The sequence below is a fragment of the Roseibaca sp. Y0-43 genome, from assembly GCF_020667835.1.
Lineage (GTDB): Bacteria > Pseudomonadota > Alphaproteobacteria > Rhodobacterales > Rhodobacteraceae > Roseinatronobacter.
The window spans coordinates 203,389-224,767 of the sequence record NZ_JAFMPR010000002.1; the positions used below are offsets into that span (position 1 = coordinate 203,389).

The following is a 21,379-nucleotide window of genomic DNA, read 5'->3' on the forward strand; positions in this document are numbered from 1 at the left end:
ACGCAGCCTGTGGTTTAGTCCTCGTACCACCAGACATCGGGCTGGAAGCCGATCCAGTCGCCATAAGCGGGCAGGGTGGCGGGGTAGCGCAGTTCTGCAACATGGGCGATGCGCGCGCGGTCGGAAAACCAGAACGGCACCACATGGCGTCCGGCGGTCAGCACCCGGTCCAGCGCGCGGGTGGCCGCGACGAAATCGTCGCGGTCCTCGGAAGTCAGAAGCCGGGCCACCAGCGCATCGACCGCCGGGTTCTGCACCCCCATCCAGTTGCGCGAGCCAGGGGTTTCGGCAGCCTCGGACCCCCAGTAAAGCCGCTGTTCGGCACCGGGGCTAAGCGACAGGCCACGGATGTAATAGGTCATGTCGAAATCGAAGGCGTTGGTGCGTTCGGTATACTGGGCCGCGTCGATTTCCGTGACCGTCACCGTAATGCCCAGCCGTTCCAGCGCGCCGCGATAAATCTCGGCAATCGCTTGCAGATCCGCCGCGCCCTGACGCAACAGCAGGGTGAATTCGAACGCCTCGCCCGCCGCGTTGCGCAGCACGCCCGCGTCATCGGCCTGCCAGCCGGCCTCTGCCAGCAGGCGGGTGGCCGCGCGCATATTGCCGCGATTGGCGACAGACCCGTCAGAAACGGGCAGGGTATAGCCCTCCAGCGTGCCGGGGGTCAGGCTGTCGGCAAAAGGTGCCAGCAGCTCGGCCACGCGGCCTTGGGCGGGACCGGGCCGCATGGCCAGGTCCGAATTCGAGAAATAAGAGGTGATGCGCGGGTCCACACCGTCATTCACCACCTGCGAGATATATTCGAAATTGAAGGCATGGATCATCGCCTCGCGCACGCGCCAATCTGCGAAAAGCGGGTTGCGCTGGTTCATCACGAAGCCCGCCATGCCAGAAGGGCGGCGATGCGGGATTTCGGATTTCACCACTTCGCCCGATTGCACCGCCGGAAAGTCGTAGCGGCTGTTCCATGCATTGGCGCTTGTTTCGCGCATGGTGGTCAATAGCCCTGCGGTAAAGGCTTCGAACATGGCGGTCGCGTCGCCGAAGAATTCCATGCGGATTTCGTCCAGATTGGCCTGACCGCGCATGAAAGGCAGGTCTCGGCCCCAATAGTCGGGATTGCGGCGCAACACGACAGAGCGCCCGGCCTCGAACCGGTCAACCACATAGGGGGCTGAAGTAATGGGAATGACCGAGGTGCCCGATTCGGCGAAATCAATGCCATCCCATTGCGCCTTCTTCAAAATTGGGCGCAGGCCAAGGATCAGCGGCAATTCGCGGTCGGGTTCGGTGAATGTGAAGCGAATACCTCGCTCGCCCACCGCTTCGGCGCGGGCCACGCGGTTCCAGGTGCCGTGATAGCGCGGGTGGCCCTGGGTGCCCAGCGTCTCGAAGGACCACAGCACATCTTCGACCGTGACGGGGCTGCCATCCGAGAATCGGGCTGCCGGGTTCAGCGTGAATTCGACCCAAGAGCGGTCTTTGTCCACCTCTACCGATTCGGCCAATAGCCCGTAAAGCGTAAACGGCTCGTCCCAAGAGCGGCCCATCAGCCCCTCATAAGCAAGGTATTGCAGCTGCCAAGGCGCATTGCCCTTCAGGATATGCGGGTTGAGAGAGTCGAAACTGCCGACCTCTCCCTGCACGATGCGCCCGCCCTTGGGGGCGTCGGGGTTCACATGCGGCAAATGCGCAAAATCTTGCGGCAGGGCAGGCTCGCCATACATAGCTATGCCATGCGCGGGCTGCGCCGCCGCGCTTGCGGGCAGCACGGCCCAAAGCGCAACCACGGCAAGCGCGGCAAGAACGGGGCGGAACGGGGTTTGCATGGCGGAAACTCCAAGGTCATACCGGGGCATCGTTTCGCGCAACGCTACAGTGCGTTCCATGGCTTTTCAAACTTTTAGCTTGGAACCTTCGCGTAACAGGGTTATATATTACGCACTGCTCGATAGGTTTCTTGCCTGTATGAAACCTGCCTCAATGACTTGCGCCCGCCTTGTGCGGGCGCTTTTTTTGGCCTTGGCGCGTGCGATCCATCGCGCCGCTTTCATCCCCAACGCGGTTTGCTATGCTGCATGACAGCGAACACGCACAAGGCATAGGGGAAAGACATGCAGCTTTCGGGAAAACGCGCCATCGTCACCGGGTCGAATTCGGGCATTGGTCTGGGGATCGCGTGGGAATTGGCGCGCGCCGGGGCAGAGGTGGTTCTGAACTCTTTCACCGACAGTGCCGATGACCACGCCCTTGCCGCGAGGATGGCAGAGGAAACCGGCGTTTCGGTGCGCTATATCCAAGCCGACATGTCCAAGCCCGACGACTGCCGCGCGCTGATCGCCAAGGCGGGGGGCTGCGATATTCTGGTGAATAACGCAGGCATTCAGCATGTCGCCAAGCTGGAAGAGTTCCCGACAGAGAAATGGGATGCGATTATCGCGATCAACCTGAGTTCGGCGTTTCACACCACGGCGGCGGCGCTGCCGGGCATGTATGCGCAGGGCTGGGGGCGGATCGTGAATATCTCCTCTGCGCATGGGCTGACCGCCAGCCCCTATAAATCGGCCTATGTTGCGGCCAAGCATGGTATTGTGGGCCTGACCAAGACCACCGCGCTGGAAGCGGCGGGCAAGGGCGTGACCTGCAACGCCATATGCCCCGGCTATGTGCTGACGCCAATCGTGGAAAACCAGATCCCCGACCAGATGAAAACGCATGGGATGGACCGCGAAACGGTCATCAAGGAAGTCATGCTGTCGCGCCAGCCCTCGAAGGAATTCGCCACCGTCGAGCAGATGGGCGGCACGGCGGTGTTCCTGTGCTCTGACGCGGCGGCGCAGATCACCGGCACGACCATTTCCGTCGATGGCGGCTGGACCGCGCTTTAGGAGCCGGACAGCAAAACGCCCCGGCGGCCAAGGGCTGCCGGGGCGCTTGCGAGGCGAAAGGTGGTTTACCCTTCGATGACGGTGCGGATGCGCTGCGCGGCATCCGTATCTTTAATGTCACCCGATGCGATCAGTGCATGGATGAACGCTTCCTGCGAGACGGTCAGGTCAGAGGCCTCGACACCCGTCAGCCGCTCGACGCGCTGGATGTCGGCATCGCTGAGGAAGGCCGCAAAGCTCGGCGCGGCAAAGCTGGTGGCGGTTGCGGTGGCCAGTGCGATGGTTGCGATCGTACGTTTCATAAGGAAACTCCTTTTCATTTCTTCTTTTTTGTCCGGGTGTTGGCCCGGTGAAGCGTCGCGCTTCATGCCAAACCAAATTGGGTCGCAGGCCCGGTTTGTGAAGTCACGCATCGCTCGCGATACGCTCTCCCGGATGTGACCCTGCGTGAGTGAAACCAAAGCGCGTGTTATGCGTAGAGAGCCGCTCAAAACACTGATTTCATGGTGTTTTAGCGCTCACAGCCGCGCGACTGGGCGGGCTTGCTTGCCCCCGAATAGCCCGGTTCAACAAATTGTGCACGCGTTAAATATGCTCGCAGAGCGCTGACATTGAGCGCTTTGGCGGCAAACTAAGCGCGTTTTTGGGCATTAGATGCGCAGACCTGCCGCCCGCCATACCCCAAGCCAATCCGCCTTGGCGAGTTGCCACGAGGTCGCTAAGTCACGGAAAAGCGCGAAAGGGTAGGGCATGAGCATTCGGATCAATCTGGCATTGCAAGGCGGTGGCGCGCATGGCGCTTTTACTTGGGGCGTTCTGGACCGGCTGCTACAAGAGCAAGACATCGAGATCGCGGCCATTTCGGGCACATCGGCGGGCGCGTTGAATGCGGCGGCGCTGAAAGCAGGCATGGTGCAAGGTGGGGCCAAGGGCGCGCGCGCCGCGCTCGACACGCTTTGGCACAAGGTTGGCGCGGTGCATGACCTGCGGCTGACCGGCTGGATTGCGCAGGCCTTGCCGCCCGTGGGTGTTCTGAACGCGTGGGCCGAACGGCTTATGCCCGTCTCTGCCGCCGATGCGGCGTCGCTTGTGGCCAGTCCCTACGCGCTGGGCCCGCTTTATCGCAACCCGCTGCAATCCATTGTCGAAGGGCTGTCCTATGACCGTGTCTGCGCGGGCGAGGGGCCAGAGCTGCACATCGCCGCCACCAATGTGCGCAGCGGCAAGATCAAGGTGTTTTCCGGCGCGCGCATCGCGCCAGAGGTCATTCTGGCCAGCGCCTGCCTGCCGACCCTGTTTCAGGCGGTCGAGATCACCGACCCCGACACCGGCGAAACCGACGCCTATTGGGACGGTGGCTATACCGGCAATCCTGCGCTGTTTCCGCTTTTCGCGCCCGATCTGCCCGATGACATTCTGGTCGTCAGCCTGAACCCGCTTTACCGCGACGATGTGCCGACCACCCCGCAAGACATCCAGAACCGTATCAACGAGATCAGCTTCAACTCGTCGCTCTTGCGCGAATTGCGCGCCATTCGCTTCGTCAAACGCCTGATCGCCGAAAGCCGGGTCGAACGTGGGGCGATGAAAGACGTGCTGATGCACATGATCGCGGATGACGCGCTGATGACCAGCCTGTCGGTCAACACCAAGCTGACCCCCACGCCTTATCTGCTGCACAGCCTGAAAGAGGCCGGGCGCAAGGCCTGCGATGCGTTCCTGTCCCGCCACAAGGGCGATCTGAACACCCGCGCCTCGCTGGATCTGGAGGCGATGTTCGACTGATTGCAACAATCCTTGGTTGTTGTTTCCATTTTGGTAAATCAGGGGTTGATCGGCCGGTGGATGCCCCTTCTTATGCCCTTGGGTAAACCTTTGGGCGTAGGTGCATGAAAGATTTGTTTATTTTATCCGGGCTGCGCACGCCCATCGGCATGTTTGGCGGTGGATTGTTGGGCGTTTCCGCGTTGGAGCTTGGCACATGGGTCGCGCGGGAAAGCATTCTGCAATCAGGGGTTGATCCCGCGCAGATCGAGCATAGCGCTTTCGGCATGGTCAGCCTGACAGAGCCGAATGACCTCTACCTGTCGCGCATCGTGGCCATGGGCGCGGGCGCGCCCGACACGGTCAGCGGGGTGAATGTGAACATGCTCTGCGGCTCTGGCCTGCAAGCGGTGGTGCAGGGCGCGCAGGCGCTTGCGCTTGGGCAGGCGCAGGTGGCGCTGGTGGGGGGCGTGGAAACCATCAGCCGCACAACGCATCTGTTCCCGGCGGTGCGCTTTGGCAAACGCATGGGCGACACGCCCGTGGTGGACCTGCTGGATGCCGCGCTGACCTGCCCCTTTGGCCGCTACAAGCTGGGTGTCACTGCCGAAACACTGGCCCAAGAGTTCGGGATCAGCCGCGAAGCACAAGATGCTTGCGCGCTGGAAAGCCATACCCGAGCCAGCGCCGCGATAGAGGAGGGGCGGCTCGACGCGCAGATCGTCCCGATCGCGCTGCCCGATGGCCGGGTGATCGCGCATGACGAAGGGCCGCGCGCGACCTCTGCCAAGCTGTTGGGCCGCTTGCCTGCGGCTTTCGTCGCGGATGGCACGGTCACGGCGGGCAATTCCGGGGCGTTGGGTGATGCGGCGGCGGCCTTGGTGCTGGCGCGGGCGGTGCCGGCAGGTCGCACGCCCTTGGCGCGGATCACGGGCTTTGCCCAAAGCGGCGTCGACCCCGCGCGCATGGGCTACGGCCCGGTGCTGGCGGTGCGCAAGCTTTTGGCGCAGACGGGCCTGTCCATCGACGATTTCGACCTGATCGAATCGAACGAGGCTTTTGCCGCCCAAGCCCTTGTCGTGGCGCAGGAATTGGGCTTTGACCACGCCCGCGCCAACCCCGATGGCGGCGCAATTGCGCATGGCCACCCGGTCGGGGCCACGGGGGCCATCCTGACCGTGAAGGCCGCGCATGGGCTGGCCCGGATGGGCCGGGGCCGCGCGCTGGTCGCGATGTGCGTGGGCGGCGGGCAGGGGATTGCGGTTTCGCTTGAAGCGGTCTGAGAAAGCAGGCTTTACTGCCCGCGCACCCCAAGCAAAGGACATATCCCATGACACTGACGCTGGATCACGCCCGCACCATCATCGCCGCCACCCGCGCCAAGGGCCGCGAGATGGAGCTGAAGCCGCTTTCCGTCGTTGTGCTGGATGCGGGCGGCCATGTCGTGGCCTTCGAGCGCGAGGATGACGCAGCACCGGGCCGCTTTGCCATTGCCCATGGCAAAGCCTATGGCGCGGTCATGCTGGGTATGGCGGGCCGCGCACAAATGGCGCGCGCCGAGGCGCAGGGCTATTTCATGGCCGCCGTGAACGGGGTCTATGGCGGGCAAGTGGTGCCGGTGCCGGGGGGTGTGCTGGTGCGGGACAAAGGCCGCGTGATCGGCGCGGTCGGGGTCACGGGCGACACGTCCGACAATGACGCCGAAGCCGCCCTTGCCGGGATCGCGGCGGCGGGGTTCGTCGGCGAGGAATAGCGCCACGCAAAAAGGGGCCGCGCCGGGCGCGACCCCTTGCATGGCTTGTCGCAAGGGTTATTGGCGTTCTGCCGCAGCCGCCTCGATCAGCGCATCGGCGGGCACGAAGCCGCGGATCATCGTCTCGCCCATCACGAAGGTCGGTGTGCCCGAGATCTGCAAACGTTGCGCCAGCGCGCGGTTGTTGTCGATCACGCCGGTCACGGTGTCGCTATCCATATGCGCCACGATCTCATCGAGGGCGAGGTCCAGATCGCCCGCCACCTCTTCGAGGTATTCGGGCGTGATCGCGCCGTCATAGCCCATCAGTTCCACATGCACGGCGTCATAGGCCTCTGGCCCGGCCAGATCCAGAACCGAGATGGCGAAACGCGCGGCCAGGTCGGATTCCGGCCCAAGGATCGGCAATTCCTTGACGATCACGCGGACATTGCCATCCGCTTCCAGCAGCGCGTCCACCTCGGGCATGGCGCGTTTGCAGAAACCGCATTTGTAATCCAGAAACTCGACCAGCGTGACATCGCCTTCGGGGTTGCCGCCGACCCATGACATGGGATCATTGAACAGCGCATCGGCATTTGCCTGCACCAGCGCCACGTCCATATCGGCCTGGCTTTGGGCATTGCGGCGCTCGAACTCGGCCACCGCCTCGAAAATCACTTCGGGGTTTTGCAACAGGTAGGCGCGGACCTGCGCGCCGAATTCGGGATCGACCGCGCCGCCAGTCGCGGGCGTTGCACCCAGTGGCAGGGCTTCGGCGGTCTCATGCGCCTCGGCGGGTGCGTCGCTTGCAGGTGCGGCCCCACTCCCGCCGCCGCTGGTCAGCACGACCAGCCCCAGCGCGGAAGCTGCAAGGCAGGTGCCAATCAGGCCGGAATCGCTAAGGGGTAGGGACATGTCTTGCTCCTGTCAGACCATTGGGGGCGCCATGATGCGCAACGGCCCTAGTTAAATAACGCCAGCCCCCCGGAATCAACCCTGCGCGACGGGCGATTTCGGCTTGTTTGCATCAAGTTGCACAAATTCCCGTGTGCCCGGCGCGGTTGGGCTTTGCCCGCCCGGCGCTGTCACCCTATTGTGCCCGCCAAAGGGGCACCGCAGCAGATGACACGCTTTTTGCACATGGTATTGGCGCTTTGCCTGTCGGGGCTGGCCTGCACCGGGGCCATGGCCCAAGGCAGCGTGCAAGCGCGGCTTGTGCCAGAGGACACGCGGCTGCAAGGCACGCGCGATGGTGTGTCGCTGCACTTGGCGCTCAGCCAGCCTGTCCCCTACCGCCTGCGCCTGTTGCCCGCGCCGCCCCGCGCGGTGCTGGAGTTCAACACGCTCGACTTTCGCGCGATGGACTGGCCAGAGATCGACGCCCTGCGCGGCCTGCGCACCGGCACGCGCGGCGATGGCTGGACGCGGCTGGTGCTGGACCTAGCCTATCCCATGCTGCCGGAGCAGGTGGAGCAGGTGGTTGACCCGGACACAGGCCAAGCCGTGATCACGCTGAATTTGCGCCGCGCCGAGCTGGACGCGTTCGAGGCCCGCACGGTGGACGAGGCCGCTTTCGCCCAAAGCTATTCCGATTACCTGCTGCACCCCGACACCGCGCCGCCCCGCACCGACACCGGCCCCGCGCCGTTGCGTGTCTTGCTGGACCCCGGCCATGGCGGGGTCGATCCGGGTGCCGTGCGCGACGGCGTGACAGAGGCCGAGATCGTGCTGGCCTTCGCCAAGGTCTTGCAGGAAGAACTGGCGCGGCGCACAGGCTTCGATGTCTATCTCAGCCGCGAGGATGACAGTTTCGTCTCGCTCGATGGGCGGTTGCGGGCCGCGCGTGCGGTGCGGGCTGACCTGTTCCTGTCCATCCATGCCGACGCGTTGCCCGAAGGTCTGGCCACGGGTGCTGCCGTCTACACGCTGTCGGAAGAGGCCAGCGACGAAACCGCCGCCCTTCTGGCAGAGCGCCATGACCGCGACGACCTGCTGGCGGGGGTGGACCTGTCGCGCAACACCGACGAGATAGCCTCTGTGCTGATGTCGGTCGCGTGGCAAGATACCAAGCTGCGCAACGCGGCCCTTGCCGACGCGTTGATCGACGGGATCGGGGCCGCGGGGCTGCGGCTGCATTCGCGGCCCGAGCAATCGGGCGCGTTTTCGGTCCTGCGCGCGCCAGACATGCCGTCCGCCTTGCTGGAGCTGGGTTTCATGTCCAGCCCGCGCGATCTGGCCCGGCTGCGCGACCCGGAATGGCGCGCGACCATGGCGGCGGCGGTGGCCGACGGGCTGGAAATCTGGGCCGCGCGCGACCGCGAACGGCGCGCGCTTTTGGACAGGTAAACACCCGAAACCATCAAAAGGTGAGCGGTTTGTCGAGTTGCCAGTTTGCCGCCTATTCCGGAGCGGTCCCGAGCGTGCCGAGCGTAGCGACCTGCGCGTTGCTGAGTGTTGTCTGCACCTCAACCCCAAGTGGTTCTACCCCGTTGTGCACTTGGCTCATGGTGGCAATGGCCGTGCCGAGGATTGCTGCGCCGACAATGATCGATTCAGTGGTTATTGCGCCGCGTTCTGAAAGTAGAAACCTTGCCAATGGCAAGACGATAGCGTTTTTGCGTGCTCTTTTCATGTGACACCGTTGGTTTGACCCACAACTCGGTTACGCAGAAAACCCGCACTCACACGCGCAATCGTGCTGTCTAATTGAGATCGAAACGCGGCGCTGAAATGGAAACAGTGTGTTAACCATTCTTAACGCGCTGTTGCGGTCGTGTCAGGATCCAGCGGTCGTCCGCGGTCGGGCGATCACTCAGCCTGGCCCGCGCCCAATTCGCCCAAGGCCACGACATCGGCATCTGTCAGCGAGTTTTGCAGATCAGAGCGCAACGGCTCGACCCCGGTCCAGACAGCCACGAAAACCGCAAGGCACAAACCGCTCAGCGCAGAAGCCAGAATGACGGATTCGGTCATGGTGCGTTCGGTCCCGCAGGGCGCAAGGTGGACAGGCAAGGGGCGCGCGGGCGCGGCCCCGATGGTGGCGCATCCACACGGATGCAGGCACTGGAACAGACAACGCTCCATCAGAACGCGGCAATCCCGGCCCATTCATGGCAGAAGCGCGACGAAATTAAGAAAACGTGAAGAAAAATGCCCCGTCACGAAAGGCGGCGATGCTTTGACCTGACCGCGCGATCTGCCTATAAGCGGCTATAAGCAAAACAGGGTCCGAGTGTGCTGCGCGCGTTTTTCTCTTTCTTTGGCGGTATCTTCAGCTTCCTCATCACGGGGATGCTTGCGGCTGCGCTGCTGATTGCCGGTGTGTTCTGGTATTATGCCCAAGACCTGCCCAGCCATGAACAGCTTGCCAATTATGCGCCCCCCTCGATCAGCCGCATCTATTCGGGCGAGGGGCGTCTGATCGACGAATTCGCGCAGGAACGCCGCCTGTTCACCCCGATCGAGGATATTCCCGATCTGGTCAAACACGCATTCATCTCTGCCGAGGACCGAAATTTCTACGTCCATGGCGGGTTCGACCTGCGCGCCATCGGCGTGGCCGCCTATCAGGCAATTGAATCGCGCGGGCGTAATGTGCGCGGCGCGTCCACCATTACGCAGCAGGTGATGAAGAACTTCCTTCTGTCGGGCGACCGGACGGGCGAGCGCAAGATCAAGGAGTTGATCCTTGCCAGCCGGGTCGAAGGGACGCTGACAAAGGACCAGATTCTGGAGCTTTACCTGAACGAGATTTTCCTCGGCCAGAACAGCTATGGCGTGACCGCCGCCGCGCAGACCTATTTCAACAAGACGCTGGACGACCTGACGCTGGAGGAAGCGGCGTTTCTGGCCGCCCTGCCGCAAGCGCCGTCCAACTACCACCCGGTGCGCAATTACGACCGCGTTGTGGCGCGGCGCGACTATGTGCTGGGCGAGATGCTGCGCAACGGCTATATCGACCGCCCCACGCATGACGCGGCCAAGGCGCTGCCCTTGCGCACCGTGCAATCGGGCGATTTCCCGTCCCCGCGCGACGCGATGCCGCCGCGCGACTATTTCACCGACGAGGTGCGCCGCCAGTTGTCCGGCACCTTTGGCGAGGATGAATTCTTCGGCGGAGGCTTGAGCATTCGCGCAACCGTCGATCCCGAGATGCAGCGCGAAGCCGCCCATGCGCTGCAACGCGCGTTGGAGCAGTATGACCGTGGCCTTGGCCGCCTGCGCACGACGGGCCAGACCATTGCGCCAGAATTGCTTGGCAATGAAGAAGACTGGCGCGCCGCGCTTGCAGAACTGGAACTGGCGCGTGACGTGACCTTGGGCAATCGCTGGTATCCTGCTGTCGTGCTCGAGGTGTCACCCGACCGCGCGCGGCTGGGTATCGAAGACGTGCCCTCGGACGTGAACGCTCCGCATGTGGTGGACCGCCCCGATATCTCTTGGGCGCGCGGGTCGCTGTCGGACAATCTGAATGTCGGCGATGTCGTCTATGTGCGCGCCATCACCTCGGACAGCGATGGCAGCTTCCAGCGCTGGTCCTTGCGCCAGATCCCCGAGATCCAAGGCGGCTTCATGGCGATGGACGTCAATAATGGCCGCGTCATCGCCATGCAGGGCGGCTTTTCCTACCAGCATTCGGTGTTCAACCGCGCGACGCAGGCGCAGCGCCAGCCCGGTTCTGCCTTCAAGCCCTTTGTCTATGCGGCGGCCTTGGATAGCGGCTTTACCCCCGCGACCATCGTGATCGACGCGCCCATTGAGATCAACACGCCCCAAGGCGTGTGGCGCCCGACCAATGCCAGCAACCAGTTCTACGGCCCGACCCCGGTGCGGCGCGGGATCGAGATGTCGCGCAACCTGATGACCATTCGCCTTGCGCAGGAAGTGGGCATGGATGTCGTGGGCGGTTATGCCGAACGCTTCGGCGTTTATGACCGGGCGCAGCAATTCCTGGCCAACGCGCTCGGGTCACAGGAAACCACGCTGTTCCGCATGGTCGCGGCCTATGCCATGTTCGCCAATGGCGGCGAGCGGGTGGAGCCGACGCTGGTGGACCGCGTGCAGGACCGTTACGGGCGCACCATCTACCGCCATGACCAACGCAACTGCGTCGATTGTGACGAGGCAGGGCTGGCCGAGGGGCGCAAGCCATGGATCACGTCCGACCGTGCGCGGGTAATGGATGCGGTCACGGCGTATCAGCTGACCTCTATGATGCAGGGTGTGGTCGAACGCGGGACGGCGGCGCGCACCGTCAACCTGCCGGTGCCCACTGCCGGCAAGACCGGCACCACGAACGAGGCGCGCGATGTCTGGTTCGTGGGCTACACATCGAACATCGTGGCGGGCTGCTATCTGGGCTATGACCAGCCGCGACCCTTGGGCCAAGGGGCAGGGGGCGGCACCATGTGTGGCCCGGTCTTCAACGAATTCATGCTCGAAGCCGTCAAGAAATACGGCGGCGGGCGTTTCCGCGTGCCCGAAGGCGGCTATTTCCTGAAAATCGACCGCAATACCGGCGCGCGACTGCCCGATGACGCCTCCGGCCCCAATGTCGTGGCCGAATTCTTCCGCGAGGGCGAAGAGCCGATCTTCGGTCTGGCCGCCATCATTGACGGTGGCTTTGCGATGGGGGGCGATCTGCCCATGTTCGCACCGGGCGAGGAATACGAGGCGCTCGAGCGTGAAGACGCAGGCCGTGGCACCCCGCCCCCCGCCAGTTTCGGCACCGTCACCACGGGTGGGCTTTACTGACCATTCGCCCCGCACCCTTGCCCAACCCGATGCGCCAAGCTATGCACCGGGACCAACATCTTTTCTGGAACATGGACCGTCGCAATGCGCTCTGAAACGCTTGGCCTGATCGAGCAGATCCGCAAATCCCTGGCCCTGTTGGGGCAGCGCATGGACATAGAGACCGCGCCCCACCGGCTGGAAGAGTTCGACGCCATGACGGAGAACCCCGAGCTCTGGAACGACCCGGCCCGCGCGCAGGCGCTTATGCGCGACCGCCGCATGTTGTCGGATTCGCTGGAAACCTACCGCTCCATCTCGCAAGAGCTGGAAGACCAGATCGGCCTGATCGAACTGGGCGAGGCCGAGGGCGATGCCGATGTGGTGGCAGAGGCCGAGGAAGAGCTGCGCAAGCTGGCCAAGACCGCGGGCGAAAAGGAATTGGAAGCGCTGCTGAATGGCGAGGCCGACGCCAACGACACCTTCCTTGAGATCAACGCGGGCGCGGGCGGCACGGAAAGCTGCGACTGGGCGTCGATGCTGGCGCGGATGTATGTGCGCTGGGCCGAGAAAAAGGGCTACACGGTCGAATTGATGTCGGAAAGCCCCGGCGAAGAAGCGGGCATCCGGTCCGTCGCCTACAAGATCAGCGGGCATAACGCCTATGGCTGGCTGAAATCGGAATCGGGCGTGCACCGCCTTGTGCGCATCTCGCCCTATGACAGCTCTGCGCGGCGGCACACGTCTTTCAGCTCTGTCTGGGTCTACCCGGTCGTCGACGACAATATCGAGATCGAGATCAACCCGTCCGACATCCGCATCGACACCTACCGCTCATCCGGCGCGGGCGGGCAGCATGTGAACACCACCGACTCTGCCGTGCGGATCACGCATATTCCGACCGGGATCGTGACCACCTCCAGCCAGAAATCGCAGCACCAGAACCGCGAAATCGCCATGAACGCGTTGAAATCGCGGCTGTATGAGCTGGAACTGCGCAAGCGGACCGAAGCGATCGAGGCCGCGCATGACGCCAAGGGCGAGGCGGGCTGGGGCAACCAGATCCGGTCCTATGTGCTTCACCCCTACCAGATGGTGAAAGACCTGCGCACCAGTTTCGAGACATCGGACACCCAAGGCGTGCTGGATGGCGCGCTGGACGGGTTCATGGGCGCGACGCTCGCAATGGACGTGGCAGGCAAGTCACGCGCAGAGGCGAACGCAACCGATTGACGGACAAATTGTCGCAGGTATCATGTCCTCTTCCTAACAAGGGAGAGTGCCATGACGACGACAGAATTTTCCAATACGTCCCATCGCCCCCAGGTTCACCAGCTAAGCACCGATGACCTGCGCGCCGCGCTTGCCGCAGGTTGGGCCGACTTCCGACGCGCGCCGGCCTACGGGCTGTTCTTCGCGCTGGTCTATGTGGCCGGGGGCCTTGCCTTGTGGTTCGGTCTGGGTGCCATGGGCCAGCCCGTCTGGTTCGTGCCCATCGCCGCCGGGTTCCCGCTTTTTGCACCCTTCGCCGCCATAGGCCTCTACGAGGTCAGCCGCCGCCTGGAGCAGGGCGCGCCGCTCTCATGGTCGCCGATCCTTGGCGCGTTACGCGGACGCGGTGACGGGCAGTTGGCCCTTGTGGCAGTGGGTGTTTTGCTGGCTTTCGGCTTCTGGATCGTTCTTGCGCGCAGCATTTTCGCGATATTCATGGCCCGCAGCGGTATCGGTTTCGACAGCCTTGGTCTGCTGCTTAGCGCCGATGGCGTCAGCATGTTGATGCTTGGCGGCGCGGTGGGTGCGGCGCTGGCCTTCGCGCTCTTCGCGGTGACGGTCATGTCGCTGCCCATGTTGCTGGACCGCGAGGTGGATTTCGTGACCGCGATCATCACCAGCGTCGAGGCCGTGCGCCAGAACCTGCATGTCATGCTGGTCTGGGCGGCAGTGATCGCAGGCCTGATTTTCGCGGCGATGATCCCGGCATTCCTGGGCCTGTTCGTGGTGCTGCCGGTGCTGGGCCACGCGACATGGCACCTGTATCGGCGGGCGGTCGCTTAAGCACGAAGGACGGCAGGTCAATAGGCCTGCCGTATTATTTATCTTGCATGACAATATGTCGCAGCCCTATCCTTTTCTCAAAGGGAGGAACCGTCATGACCGATAACCCAGCCGCACCCGCGCATCTGCCACCATCCGCCATTCCCGAACCGCAATCAATTGCGATCAGCGACCTGTTCGACGCCCTGCGCGCCGGCATCGCCGATTTCAAGCGCGCACCGCTTTACGGCTTGGCGTTTTCGCTTGTCTACGTGGTAGGCGGGATCATCCTCTATGCCGTTTTCATGGCCTCTGGCCAAAGCTGGTGGTTCATCCCGGTCGCCGTGGGCTTCCCGCTTCTGGCACCTTTCGCCGCCACCGGCCTCTATGAGGTCAGCCGCCGCCTGGAAGAGGGCGAGGCGCTGGATTGGTCCGGGATCATGAGCTGCGTTCTGGCCCAGAAAGACCGGCAAGTGCCGTCCATGGCGATGGTCATCATGCTGGCCTTCATGTTCTGGGTTTTCGTGGCGCATACGGTCTTTGCGCTGTTCTTCGGCCTGCAACCGATCACCACATCCACCACCGCGATGCTGCTTAGCCCCACGGGCCTGAGCATGTTGGCCGTGGGCGGGGCGATCGGCGGGGCCATGGCGGCGATCATGTTCTCGCTGACGGTCATCAGCCTGCCGCTTCTGCTGCACCGCGAGGTCGATTTCATCACCGCGATGATTACGTCGGTGCGGGTAGTTATGTCGAGCCTTGTGCCCATGTCCCTTTGGGCGCTGGTCATTTCCGGGCTGCTCTTCGTGGCTATGCTGCCGGCATTTCTTGGGCTGTTTCTGGTTCTGCCGGTGCTAGGGCATACGACATGGCATTTGTATCGTCGCGTTTTGCCGTGATGATCTTGGCGTCTTCGCGAACAATCCTACCACTGGACCCCAGATTGGCCTTGCCTTTGCAACAGTAACTGGGGTGAGTGTTTGAAAAACCGGGTAAGGCCATATTTTCGCCCTTTTTTATTGGCAACTTGAAACTCGATTGTGATATGGAACGTTACGTGTGCGTGGGTGATTGTGTCCGCGTGCAGGGTGCGGTGGGCCAGATTACTGGGTTTTTATGTGCGAATGTCGCGCAGCCGATTTTGAGGTGGGAAGATGCCTGAAGTTATCGCGAACGGATTGTTATTGCTTGGTGAAGGTGCAGCGGTTGACTCCGAAAGCCTTGGTGAAGTTTACACCTGTGGCTGCACTGATCCAACCCGTGAACTAGACTCTGTTGTGAATGGTCTTGTGTTTGACGTGCCCGAGGGCACTGCTGAGGGAACTATAAATTATGGAGCTGATGTAGTCGTTGATGGGGTCACCTACGAGCTAACGGAGGTCTATAGTTTCTGGGGCACCTACACTTTTATCGACACGGAAACAGGCGAACTCGTTGAATATAGCGGCCAGTCAGTTGCACTAACAGTAACCGCAGCGGATGGCAGCACGCTTTCTTACGTGCGCCCTAGTGACGATGTTATTCGCGACCCGGATTTTCCATCTGATGGTTTTGCGCTCACTTCGGTCGAGATTGCTTCGGAACCGTTTTTAGCACCCGCGGTTACGTCTGGTATCGATGGCGAAGTAAAAATTTCGCTGATAACAGACATCGAACTCAGCTGTTTTGTTGTTGGTGCATATGTTGATACTAGCACGGGCACCGTACCTGTGGAACATATCAGACCTGGTGATTACGTACTAACCCGCGATAACGGCTATTGCGAAGTGAGATGGGTCGGACGCCACGTCCAGACTCAAGCTTCATTTGCTGCACGCCCGGACCTTGCGTCTGTTATCGTGCGTCAAGGGGCCCTTGGGGCTGGGTTGCCGTTGCGCGACATGCGCGTCTCGCCATGGCATCGCCTGCTTATCTGTGGTCAACGTGCCGAGTTATTGTTCGGTGAATATGAAGTGCTTGTGCCGGCTGTCCATCTTGTCGGCCAGCCCGGAATCGAGCGCGAAACCGCCCCCCAGACCTATATCCACCTGATGTTCGATGAGCACCAGATTATCCGCGCCGATGGCGCTTGGAGCGAAAGCTTCCAGCCGGGTGTGAAAACCCTTGCCGGTATGGGCGACGAGCAGCGCGCTGAAATCTTCGCCCTGTTCCCGGAACTGGCTATGAAATCTGGACAGGATGGCTATGTCGCTGCGCGTCTGTCTTTGAAAGAACACGAGGCGCGCGCGCTTCTGGGCGCCTGATCTGCCCAAAGGCTGGTTACTGACTGCTTGACCCCGCCAATCTGGCGGGGTTTTGCGTTTCTGCCCGTCAAAGCCGGAACCGATCAAGGGCTGGACACTCGGAAGCTGCCAAGGCAATCTGGACCAAACCGGGGAAGGATTCCGCTATGCCAGTTCAAAGCAACCGCAGTGTCATGATTACGCTGTTCGCCGTGGTCGGTTGCCTTTGGTTCGGCCTGCACGCCGCCGAATATGTCGCGGCACGCTATGAACCCATCGGCAGCCTGCTGTCGCTGCCAGAGGGCTATGGCCTGTCGTCGCTGATCCAGTCGGTCCCGGCCTGGGCATCGGGCGCGATCGGGGCCACGGTCTGGCTGGGTCTGCTTGGCTCTGTCCTGCTTCTGTTGCAAGATCGCGCGGCGGTGCTGGTTCTGTCGCTGACCTTTCTGGCCTCGCTCGTGGCGTTGGTGTGGTCGGTCATGGCCATGGCCGATGGCCTGCTGATCTTGGGCGGGGTGAATGTCGTCCAGTTCGCCGCCGCCCTTGCCGCGGTGTCGGGGGGCTGCTGGCTATACGCGCGCGTCGCAAAGCGCAGCGGCACCCTGTAACACAAGCTTTGACACCGGGGTGGCACGCCTGCGCTGGTTCGCGTGAACCAGCGCACTACCCTTCTTGCATGGAGAGCGTTCATGTCAATTCGGACCAACCTTGCCGACGCCGTCGGAAACACACCGCTGATCAAGCTGAACAAGGTCAGCGCGGCCACAGGCTGCACGATCCTTGGCAAGGCCGAGTTCCTGAACCCCGGTCAATCGGTCAAGGACCGCGCGGCGCTCTATATCATTCGCGACGCGGTGGCGCGGGGCGCGCTGAAACCGGGTGGCACGATTGTCGAGGGCACCGCCGGAAACACCGGTATCGGGCTTGCGCTGGTCGGCGCGTCGATGGGGTTTCGCACCGTCATCGTCATTCCCGAAACCCAAAGCCAGGAAAAGAAGGACATGCTGCGCCTTGCCGGCGCGCAACTGGTCGAGGTGCCGGCGGTTCCCTACAAGAACCCGAATAATTACGTGAAATATTCCGGGCGTCTGGCCGCAGAGCTTGCGAAAACCGAACCCAATGGTGCGATCTGGGCCAACCAGTTCGACAACACCGCCAACCGTCAGGCGCATATAGAGACCACCGGCCCAGAGGTCTGGGCACAGACCGAAGGCCGCGTCGACGGCTTTATCTGCGCTGTCGGCTCTGGCGGCACCTTGGCCGGGATGGGCGCCTATCTTCAACCCAAGGGCGTGAAGGTCGGTCTGGCCGACCCCGAAGGCGCGGGTCTGTTCAAGCTCTATACCGGGCAGGACAATCCCGGCGACTCTATCACCGAAGGGATCGGGCAGGGGCGGATTACCGCTAATCTGGAAGGGTTTACGCCCGATTTCTGCGTCCGTATCCCCGATGCCGAAGCGCTTCCCTACACGTTCGACCTGCTGGCCGAGGAAGGCTTGTGCCTTGGCGGGTCATCGGGCGTGAATATTGCCGGTGCCGTGCGCATGGCCCAGGAAATGGGGCCGGGCCACACCATCGTGACCATCCTGTGCGACTATGGCACCCGGTATCAATCCAAACTCTACAATCCGGAATTCCTGCGCGCCAAGGGGCTGCCTGTGCCGTCATGGCTGACCCGCCCCGCCGCCGCGCTGCCGGATGTTTTCCAAAAGGACACTGACTGACTATGACACTTCGCAAAGCCATTCTTGCGCTCTGCCTTGGATTGGTGCTGCCGCTGGGCGCGTTCGCGCAGACCGAACCGCCAGCAACGCCCGCGCCCGCAGCTTCTGCACCCGCGGCCAACGCCACCCCCGATTACGCGGCGTGGAATACCCGCGCCGACGCGATCGAGGCAGAGATCGCAGCCGAAGACACCAGCATCGACCGGCTGGAACGGCTGCGCGGCGAGTTGGTCGCGTTCCGCACGCAATTCCAGGCCGCGCAATCGGTGAATGGTCCGCGCATAGATTCGATCCGCCAACAGCTTGAAGCGCTGGGCCCGCCGCCCGAGGACACCGCGACAGAAGCGCCGGAAGTGGCCGAGCGCCGCGCGGTGCTCAACACGGAACTGGCCACGCTGCAAGCCCCGCGCGTCGCCGCCCAAGAGGCCTTCAGCCGCGCCGACGCCCTGATCGCACAGATCGACACGACGCTGCGCGCCCGCCAGACCGACATGCTTCTGGCGGTCGAACCCTATCCATGGAACCCGGCGAACTGGGTCACGGCGCTGACGGCGGTGTTCGATTCCTCTGCCGCGCTGGTGCGCGAAGGAAACAATATCCGCACCAGCCAATTGCGGCTGCGCCAGTTGCGCGAGAACCTGCCGCTAATTGTCGGACTTCTGGCCTTTGGCGGCTTCGTGCTGCTGCGCGGTCGTAGCTGGATCGAAAGCTTCGTGTTGCGGATGCGCAGCGGTCGCATCGGGATGAGCGTGCTCAGCAACTCTCCCAAAGGGCAGGGGCTGCTGGGGCTGATCCTGTCCTTCAGCCAGGTCATCGTGCCCAGCCTTGCGGTGCTCGCGCTCTATAACGCGGCGCTCGCGTCCTCCATGCTGGGCGTGCGCGGTGACGAGTTGGCGCGCGGCGTGGCGGTCATGGGCGTGATCTATTTCATCGCGCGCTGGGTCGGGCAATGGCTGTTCCCGGCCTCTGCCGATTTGCGCGCACCGCTCATGTTGACCGATGGCCAACGCCGCCAAGGCCGTGTTTTCGTGAATCTGCTGGGCCTGTTCATGGGCCTTTACGAGGTGGTTCTGATCTTCATCCGCGACGGCGAAGCCGACCGCGCCGCCGTGTCGGTCGTGGCCTTTCCGGTCATCATCCTGACCGCGCTCGCGCTGTTCCGCCTGTCGCAACTGTTCCTGAAACATGCGCGCGCCAATGCCGCGTCAGAGCAGGACACCTTGTTCAAGGACCGCGCCATCGGGCTTGTGGGGCGCGCGGGCATGGCGATTGCCTTTGCATCGCCGGTTCTGGCGGGCTTGGGCTATCTGAACGCCGCAGAGGCGCTCTTGTTCCCGACCATCGCCTCTTTCGCGCTGTTCGCGGTGCTGCTGCTGATCCAGCGCATCGTGGCCGATATTTACGATCTTGTCACCAAGCGCCCGGATGACGCGCCAGAGCCGCTGTTGCCCGCGCTTTTCGGCTTCGTGCTGTCGCTGGCGTCGCTTCCGCTGTTCGCGCTGGTCTGGGGCGTGCGTGCGACCGATCTGGGCGAAGTCTTCAGCACCGTGATGTCGGGCTTCCAGATCGGCGAGACGCGCATCGCGCCAAGCGCACTTCTGGTGCTGCTGTTAGTCTTCACTTTGGGCTATTACGCGACCCGGCTGTTGCAAGGCGCGCTCGGCTCGACGGTGCTGCCCAAGACCAAGATCGACAAGGGCGGGCAAAAGGCCATCATCTCTGGCACCGGCTATGTCGGGATTTTCGCCGCCGCCTTGATCGCGATCTCGACCGCGGGCATTGACCTGTCGGGCCTTGCCATAGTTGCCGGTGCGCTGTCGGTCGGCATTGGTTTTGGCCTGCAAAACATCGTGTCGAACTTCATCTCGGGGCTGATCCTGCTGATTGAGCGGCCCATTGCCGAAGGCGACTGGATCGAGGTCGGCCCGACCATGGGCACGGTGAAATCCATCTCCGTGCGCTCGACCCGGATAGAGACCTTCGACCGCACCGACGTGATCGTGCCCAATGCCGACCTGATCGCGCAATCCGTTACCAACTGGACCCGCTACAACAAGACCGGCCGCATCATCGTGCCGGTGGGCGTGGCCTATGGCAGCGACACCCGCCGCGTGCAAGAGATCTTGCAAGAGATCGGTGATGCGCAACCCTTGGCGCTGCTCGACCCGGCCCCGTCGGTCGTGTTTACCGATTTCGGCGCCGATGCGCTGATGTTCGAGTTGCGGATGATGCTCAGCGACATCAGCCTTGGCCTGTCGGTGCGCACCGAATTGCGCCACCAGATTGCCGAGCGCTTCAAGGAGGAGGGTATCGAGATCCCCTTCGCGCAGCGCGACATCTGGCTACGCAACCCCGAGGTCTTGCGCCCGGACTATAAGGCACCAGAGCCTGCCGAACCGATCGCTATCGAACGTCGCCCGGTCGAGATGCGCCGCGACGAGATCGACACCGGCTATCAGGACGAAGGCGGCGAGAGCCGCTAGCGCAGCCACGGGTTGCGCAGCTTGCCCGCGCGCGGAATATCCGTGCGGCCAATGCGATAGCGCGCATCGGGATGGGGCGGGTGACCGTGGGTCTTGGCCCATAGCGCCCGCCCGCCTTGGCGCAGCCACAGGGGCAGAGCGATAACCACACCGGCTATGAATCCGCCGATATGCGCCCAGTAGGCCACGCCATCCTCTGCGGCGCTGGGGCCAAGCCCGGCGAAGACCTGCATCCCGAACCAGCCGCCCAGCACCAGCCAGGCCGGGATAGGGATGATGCGGAAATAGACCAGCAGGAACAGGAACATGTCGATTCGCGCGCGCGGGTAAAGCAGGAGGTAGCCCCCCAGCACGCCCGCAATCGCGCCGGATGCGCCGACCATGGGGATATAACTCTGCGGCTCTGACAGGTATTGCGCAAGACCGGCGGCTATGCCGCAAGCCAGGTAGAAGGCCAGAAAGGGCAGGTGGCCCCACGCCTCTTCCATGTTGTCGCCGTATATCCACAGAAACAGCATGTTGAAGGCCAGATGCGCGATGCCGCCATGCAGGAATTGATGCGTCAGCAGCGTATCAAGCCCAAGCCCCGCATCAATGGCCGCGGGCACCATGCCCCATTGCATGAAGAAGCGCATAAGCGCCGCCTCGTTGCTGAACAGGCTGTAATAGCCGAGAAAAATCAGGATATTGGCGGCCAGCAGCGCATAGGTCACATACGGGATGCGTTGGCTGGGGTTATGGTCCCGGATCGGGATGAGCATTCTCACACCCTCCGGGCGGAACGATTTGGCCC

The 21,379-nt window shown here is 62.8% G+C and carries 19 protein-coding genes; 13 read left to right on the forward strand and 6 right to left on the reverse strand.

Annotated features, from left to right (window positions below):
* Nucleotides 1-14: 14 nt before the first annotated feature.
* On the reverse strand, nt 15-1,832 hold the full coding sequence (locus J1C52_RS03300; protein ID WP_227426664.1) for an extracellular solute-binding protein: 1,818 nt from the start codon (nt 1,830-1,832) through the stop codon (nt 15-17).
* A gap of 285 nt (nt 1,833-2,117) precedes the next feature.
* On the opposite strand from J1C52_RS03300, the gene J1C52_RS03305 reads away from it, so the two are divergent.
* Entirely contained in the window at nt 2,118-2,891 is a 774-nt protein-coding gene (locus J1C52_RS03305) for a 3-hydroxybutyrate dehydrogenase (protein WP_227426502.1), read from the forward strand.
* 65 nt (nt 2,892-2,956) lie between these two features.
* Here J1C52_RS03305 and J1C52_RS03310 read toward each other — a convergent pair whose 3' ends face one another.
* Nucleotides 2,957-3,193, reverse strand: a complete 237-nt coding sequence (locus J1C52_RS03310) for a hypothetical protein (protein ID WP_227426503.1) — start codon at nt 3,191-3,193, stop codon at nt 2,957-2,959.
* A gap of 448 nt (nt 3,194-3,641) precedes the next feature.
* On the opposite strand from J1C52_RS03310, the gene J1C52_RS03315 reads away from it, so the two are divergent.
* The 3 genes from J1C52_RS03315 (at nt 3,642) to J1C52_RS03325 (ending at nt 6,408) form a co-directional block, all read left to right on the forward strand.
* The gene (locus J1C52_RS03315) at nt 3,642-4,676 is read left to right on the forward strand and encodes a patatin-like phospholipase family protein (protein ID WP_227426504.1); all 1,035 of its coding nucleotides are present in this window, start codon (nt 3,642-3,644) and stop codon (nt 4,674-4,676) included.
* Nucleotides 4,677-4,780: 104 nt separating this feature from the next.
* Nucleotides 4,781-5,938 (forward strand): acetyl-CoA C-acyltransferase, encoded by a 1,158-nt coding sequence (locus J1C52_RS03320; RefSeq protein WP_227426505.1) that lies wholly within the window; start codon nt 4,781-4,783, stop codon nt 5,936-5,938.
* Nucleotides 5,939-5,985: 47 nt separating this feature from the next.
* Entirely contained in the window at nt 5,986-6,408 is a 423-nt protein-coding gene (locus tag J1C52_RS03325) for a GlcG/HbpS family heme-binding protein (protein WP_227426506.1), read from the forward strand.
* A 57-nt stretch (nt 6,409-6,465) separates the two neighbouring features.
* Here the strand turns inward: J1C52_RS03325 and J1C52_RS03330 are convergent, their stop codons facing one another.
* Nucleotides 6,466-7,305, reverse strand: a complete 840-nt coding sequence (locus J1C52_RS03330) for a DsbA family protein (RefSeq protein WP_227426507.1) — start codon at nt 7,303-7,305, stop codon at nt 6,466-6,468.
* A gap of 207 nt (nt 7,306-7,512) precedes the next feature.
* On the opposite strand from J1C52_RS03330, the gene J1C52_RS03335 reads away from it, so the two are divergent.
* On the forward strand, nt 7,513-8,736 hold the full coding sequence (locus tag J1C52_RS03335; protein WP_227426508.1) for an N-acetylmuramoyl-L-alanine amidase: 1,224 nt from the start codon (nt 7,513-7,515) through the stop codon (nt 8,734-8,736).
* Nucleotides 8,737-8,788: 52 nt separating this feature from the next.
* Here J1C52_RS03335 and J1C52_RS03340 read toward each other — a convergent pair whose 3' ends face one another.
* Both J1C52_RS03340 and J1C52_RS03345 read right to left on the reverse strand, forming a co-directional pair.
* On the reverse strand, nt 8,789-9,022 hold the full coding sequence (locus tag J1C52_RS03340; protein WP_227426509.1) for a hypothetical protein: 234 nt from the start codon (nt 9,020-9,022) through the stop codon (nt 8,789-8,791).
* A gap of 176 nt (nt 9,023-9,198) precedes the next feature.
* Nucleotides 9,199-9,363 (reverse strand): hypothetical protein, encoded by a 165-nt coding sequence (locus J1C52_RS03345; RefSeq protein WP_227426510.1) that lies wholly within the window; start codon nt 9,361-9,363, stop codon nt 9,199-9,201.
* Nucleotides 9,364-9,624: 261 nt separating this feature from the next.
* Between J1C52_RS03345 and J1C52_RS03350 the strand changes: the two genes are divergently transcribed.
* The 8 genes from J1C52_RS03350 (at nt 9,625) to J1C52_RS03385 (ending at nt 20,586) form a co-directional block, all read left to right on the forward strand.
* Nucleotides 9,625-12,144 (forward strand): penicillin-binding protein 1A, encoded by a 2,520-nt coding sequence (locus J1C52_RS03350; RefSeq protein WP_227426511.1) that lies wholly within the window; start codon nt 9,625-9,627, stop codon nt 12,142-12,144.
* 84 nt (nt 12,145-12,228) lie between these two features.
* Nucleotides 12,229-13,356 (forward strand): peptide chain release factor 2, encoded by a 1,128-nt coding sequence (prfB, locus tag J1C52_RS03355; protein WP_227426512.1) that lies wholly within the window; start codon nt 12,229-12,231, stop codon nt 13,354-13,356.
* Nucleotides 13,357-13,407: 51 nt separating this feature from the next.
* A complete protein-coding gene (locus tag J1C52_RS03360; protein WP_227426513.1) occupies nt 13,408-14,178 on the forward strand; it encodes a DUF2189 domain-containing protein in 771 nt (256 codons plus the stop codon).
* A 95-nt stretch (nt 14,179-14,273) separates the two neighbouring features.
* Nucleotides 14,274-15,056: a DUF2189 domain-containing protein gene (locus J1C52_RS03365; RefSeq protein WP_227426514.1), complete on the forward strand. Its 783-nt coding sequence runs from the start codon at nt 14,274-14,276 to the stop codon at nt 15,054-15,056.
* A 255-nt stretch (nt 15,057-15,311) separates the two neighbouring features.
* Nucleotides 15,312-16,400: a Hint domain-containing protein gene (locus tag J1C52_RS03370; RefSeq protein WP_227426515.1), complete on the forward strand. Its 1,089-nt coding sequence runs from the start codon at nt 15,312-15,314 to the stop codon at nt 16,398-16,400.
* Between the two features lie 146 nt (nt 16,401-16,546).
* Nucleotides 16,547-16,987 (forward strand): hypothetical protein, encoded by a 441-nt coding sequence (locus J1C52_RS03375; protein ID WP_227426516.1) that lies wholly within the window; start codon nt 16,547-16,549, stop codon nt 16,985-16,987.
* Between the two features lie 81 nt (nt 16,988-17,068).
* A complete protein-coding gene (locus J1C52_RS03380; protein WP_227426517.1) occupies nt 17,069-18,103 on the forward strand; it encodes a cysteine synthase A in 1,035 nt (344 codons plus the stop codon).
* Nucleotides 18,104-18,105: 2 nt separating this feature from the next.
* On the forward strand, nt 18,106-20,586 hold the full coding sequence (locus tag J1C52_RS03385) for a DUF3772 domain-containing protein (RefSeq protein WP_227426518.1): 2,481 nt from the start codon (nt 18,106-18,108) through the stop codon (nt 20,584-20,586).
* Here the strand turns inward: J1C52_RS03385 and J1C52_RS03390 are convergent.
* The gene (locus tag J1C52_RS03390) at nt 20,583-21,347 is read right to left on the reverse strand and encodes a rhomboid family intramembrane serine protease (protein ID WP_227426519.1); all 765 of its coding nucleotides are present in this window, start codon (nt 21,345-21,347) and stop codon (nt 20,583-20,585) included. The genes J1C52_RS03385 and J1C52_RS03390 overlap by 4 nt on opposite strands.
* Between the last annotated feature and the right edge of the window lie 32 nt (nt 21,348-21,379).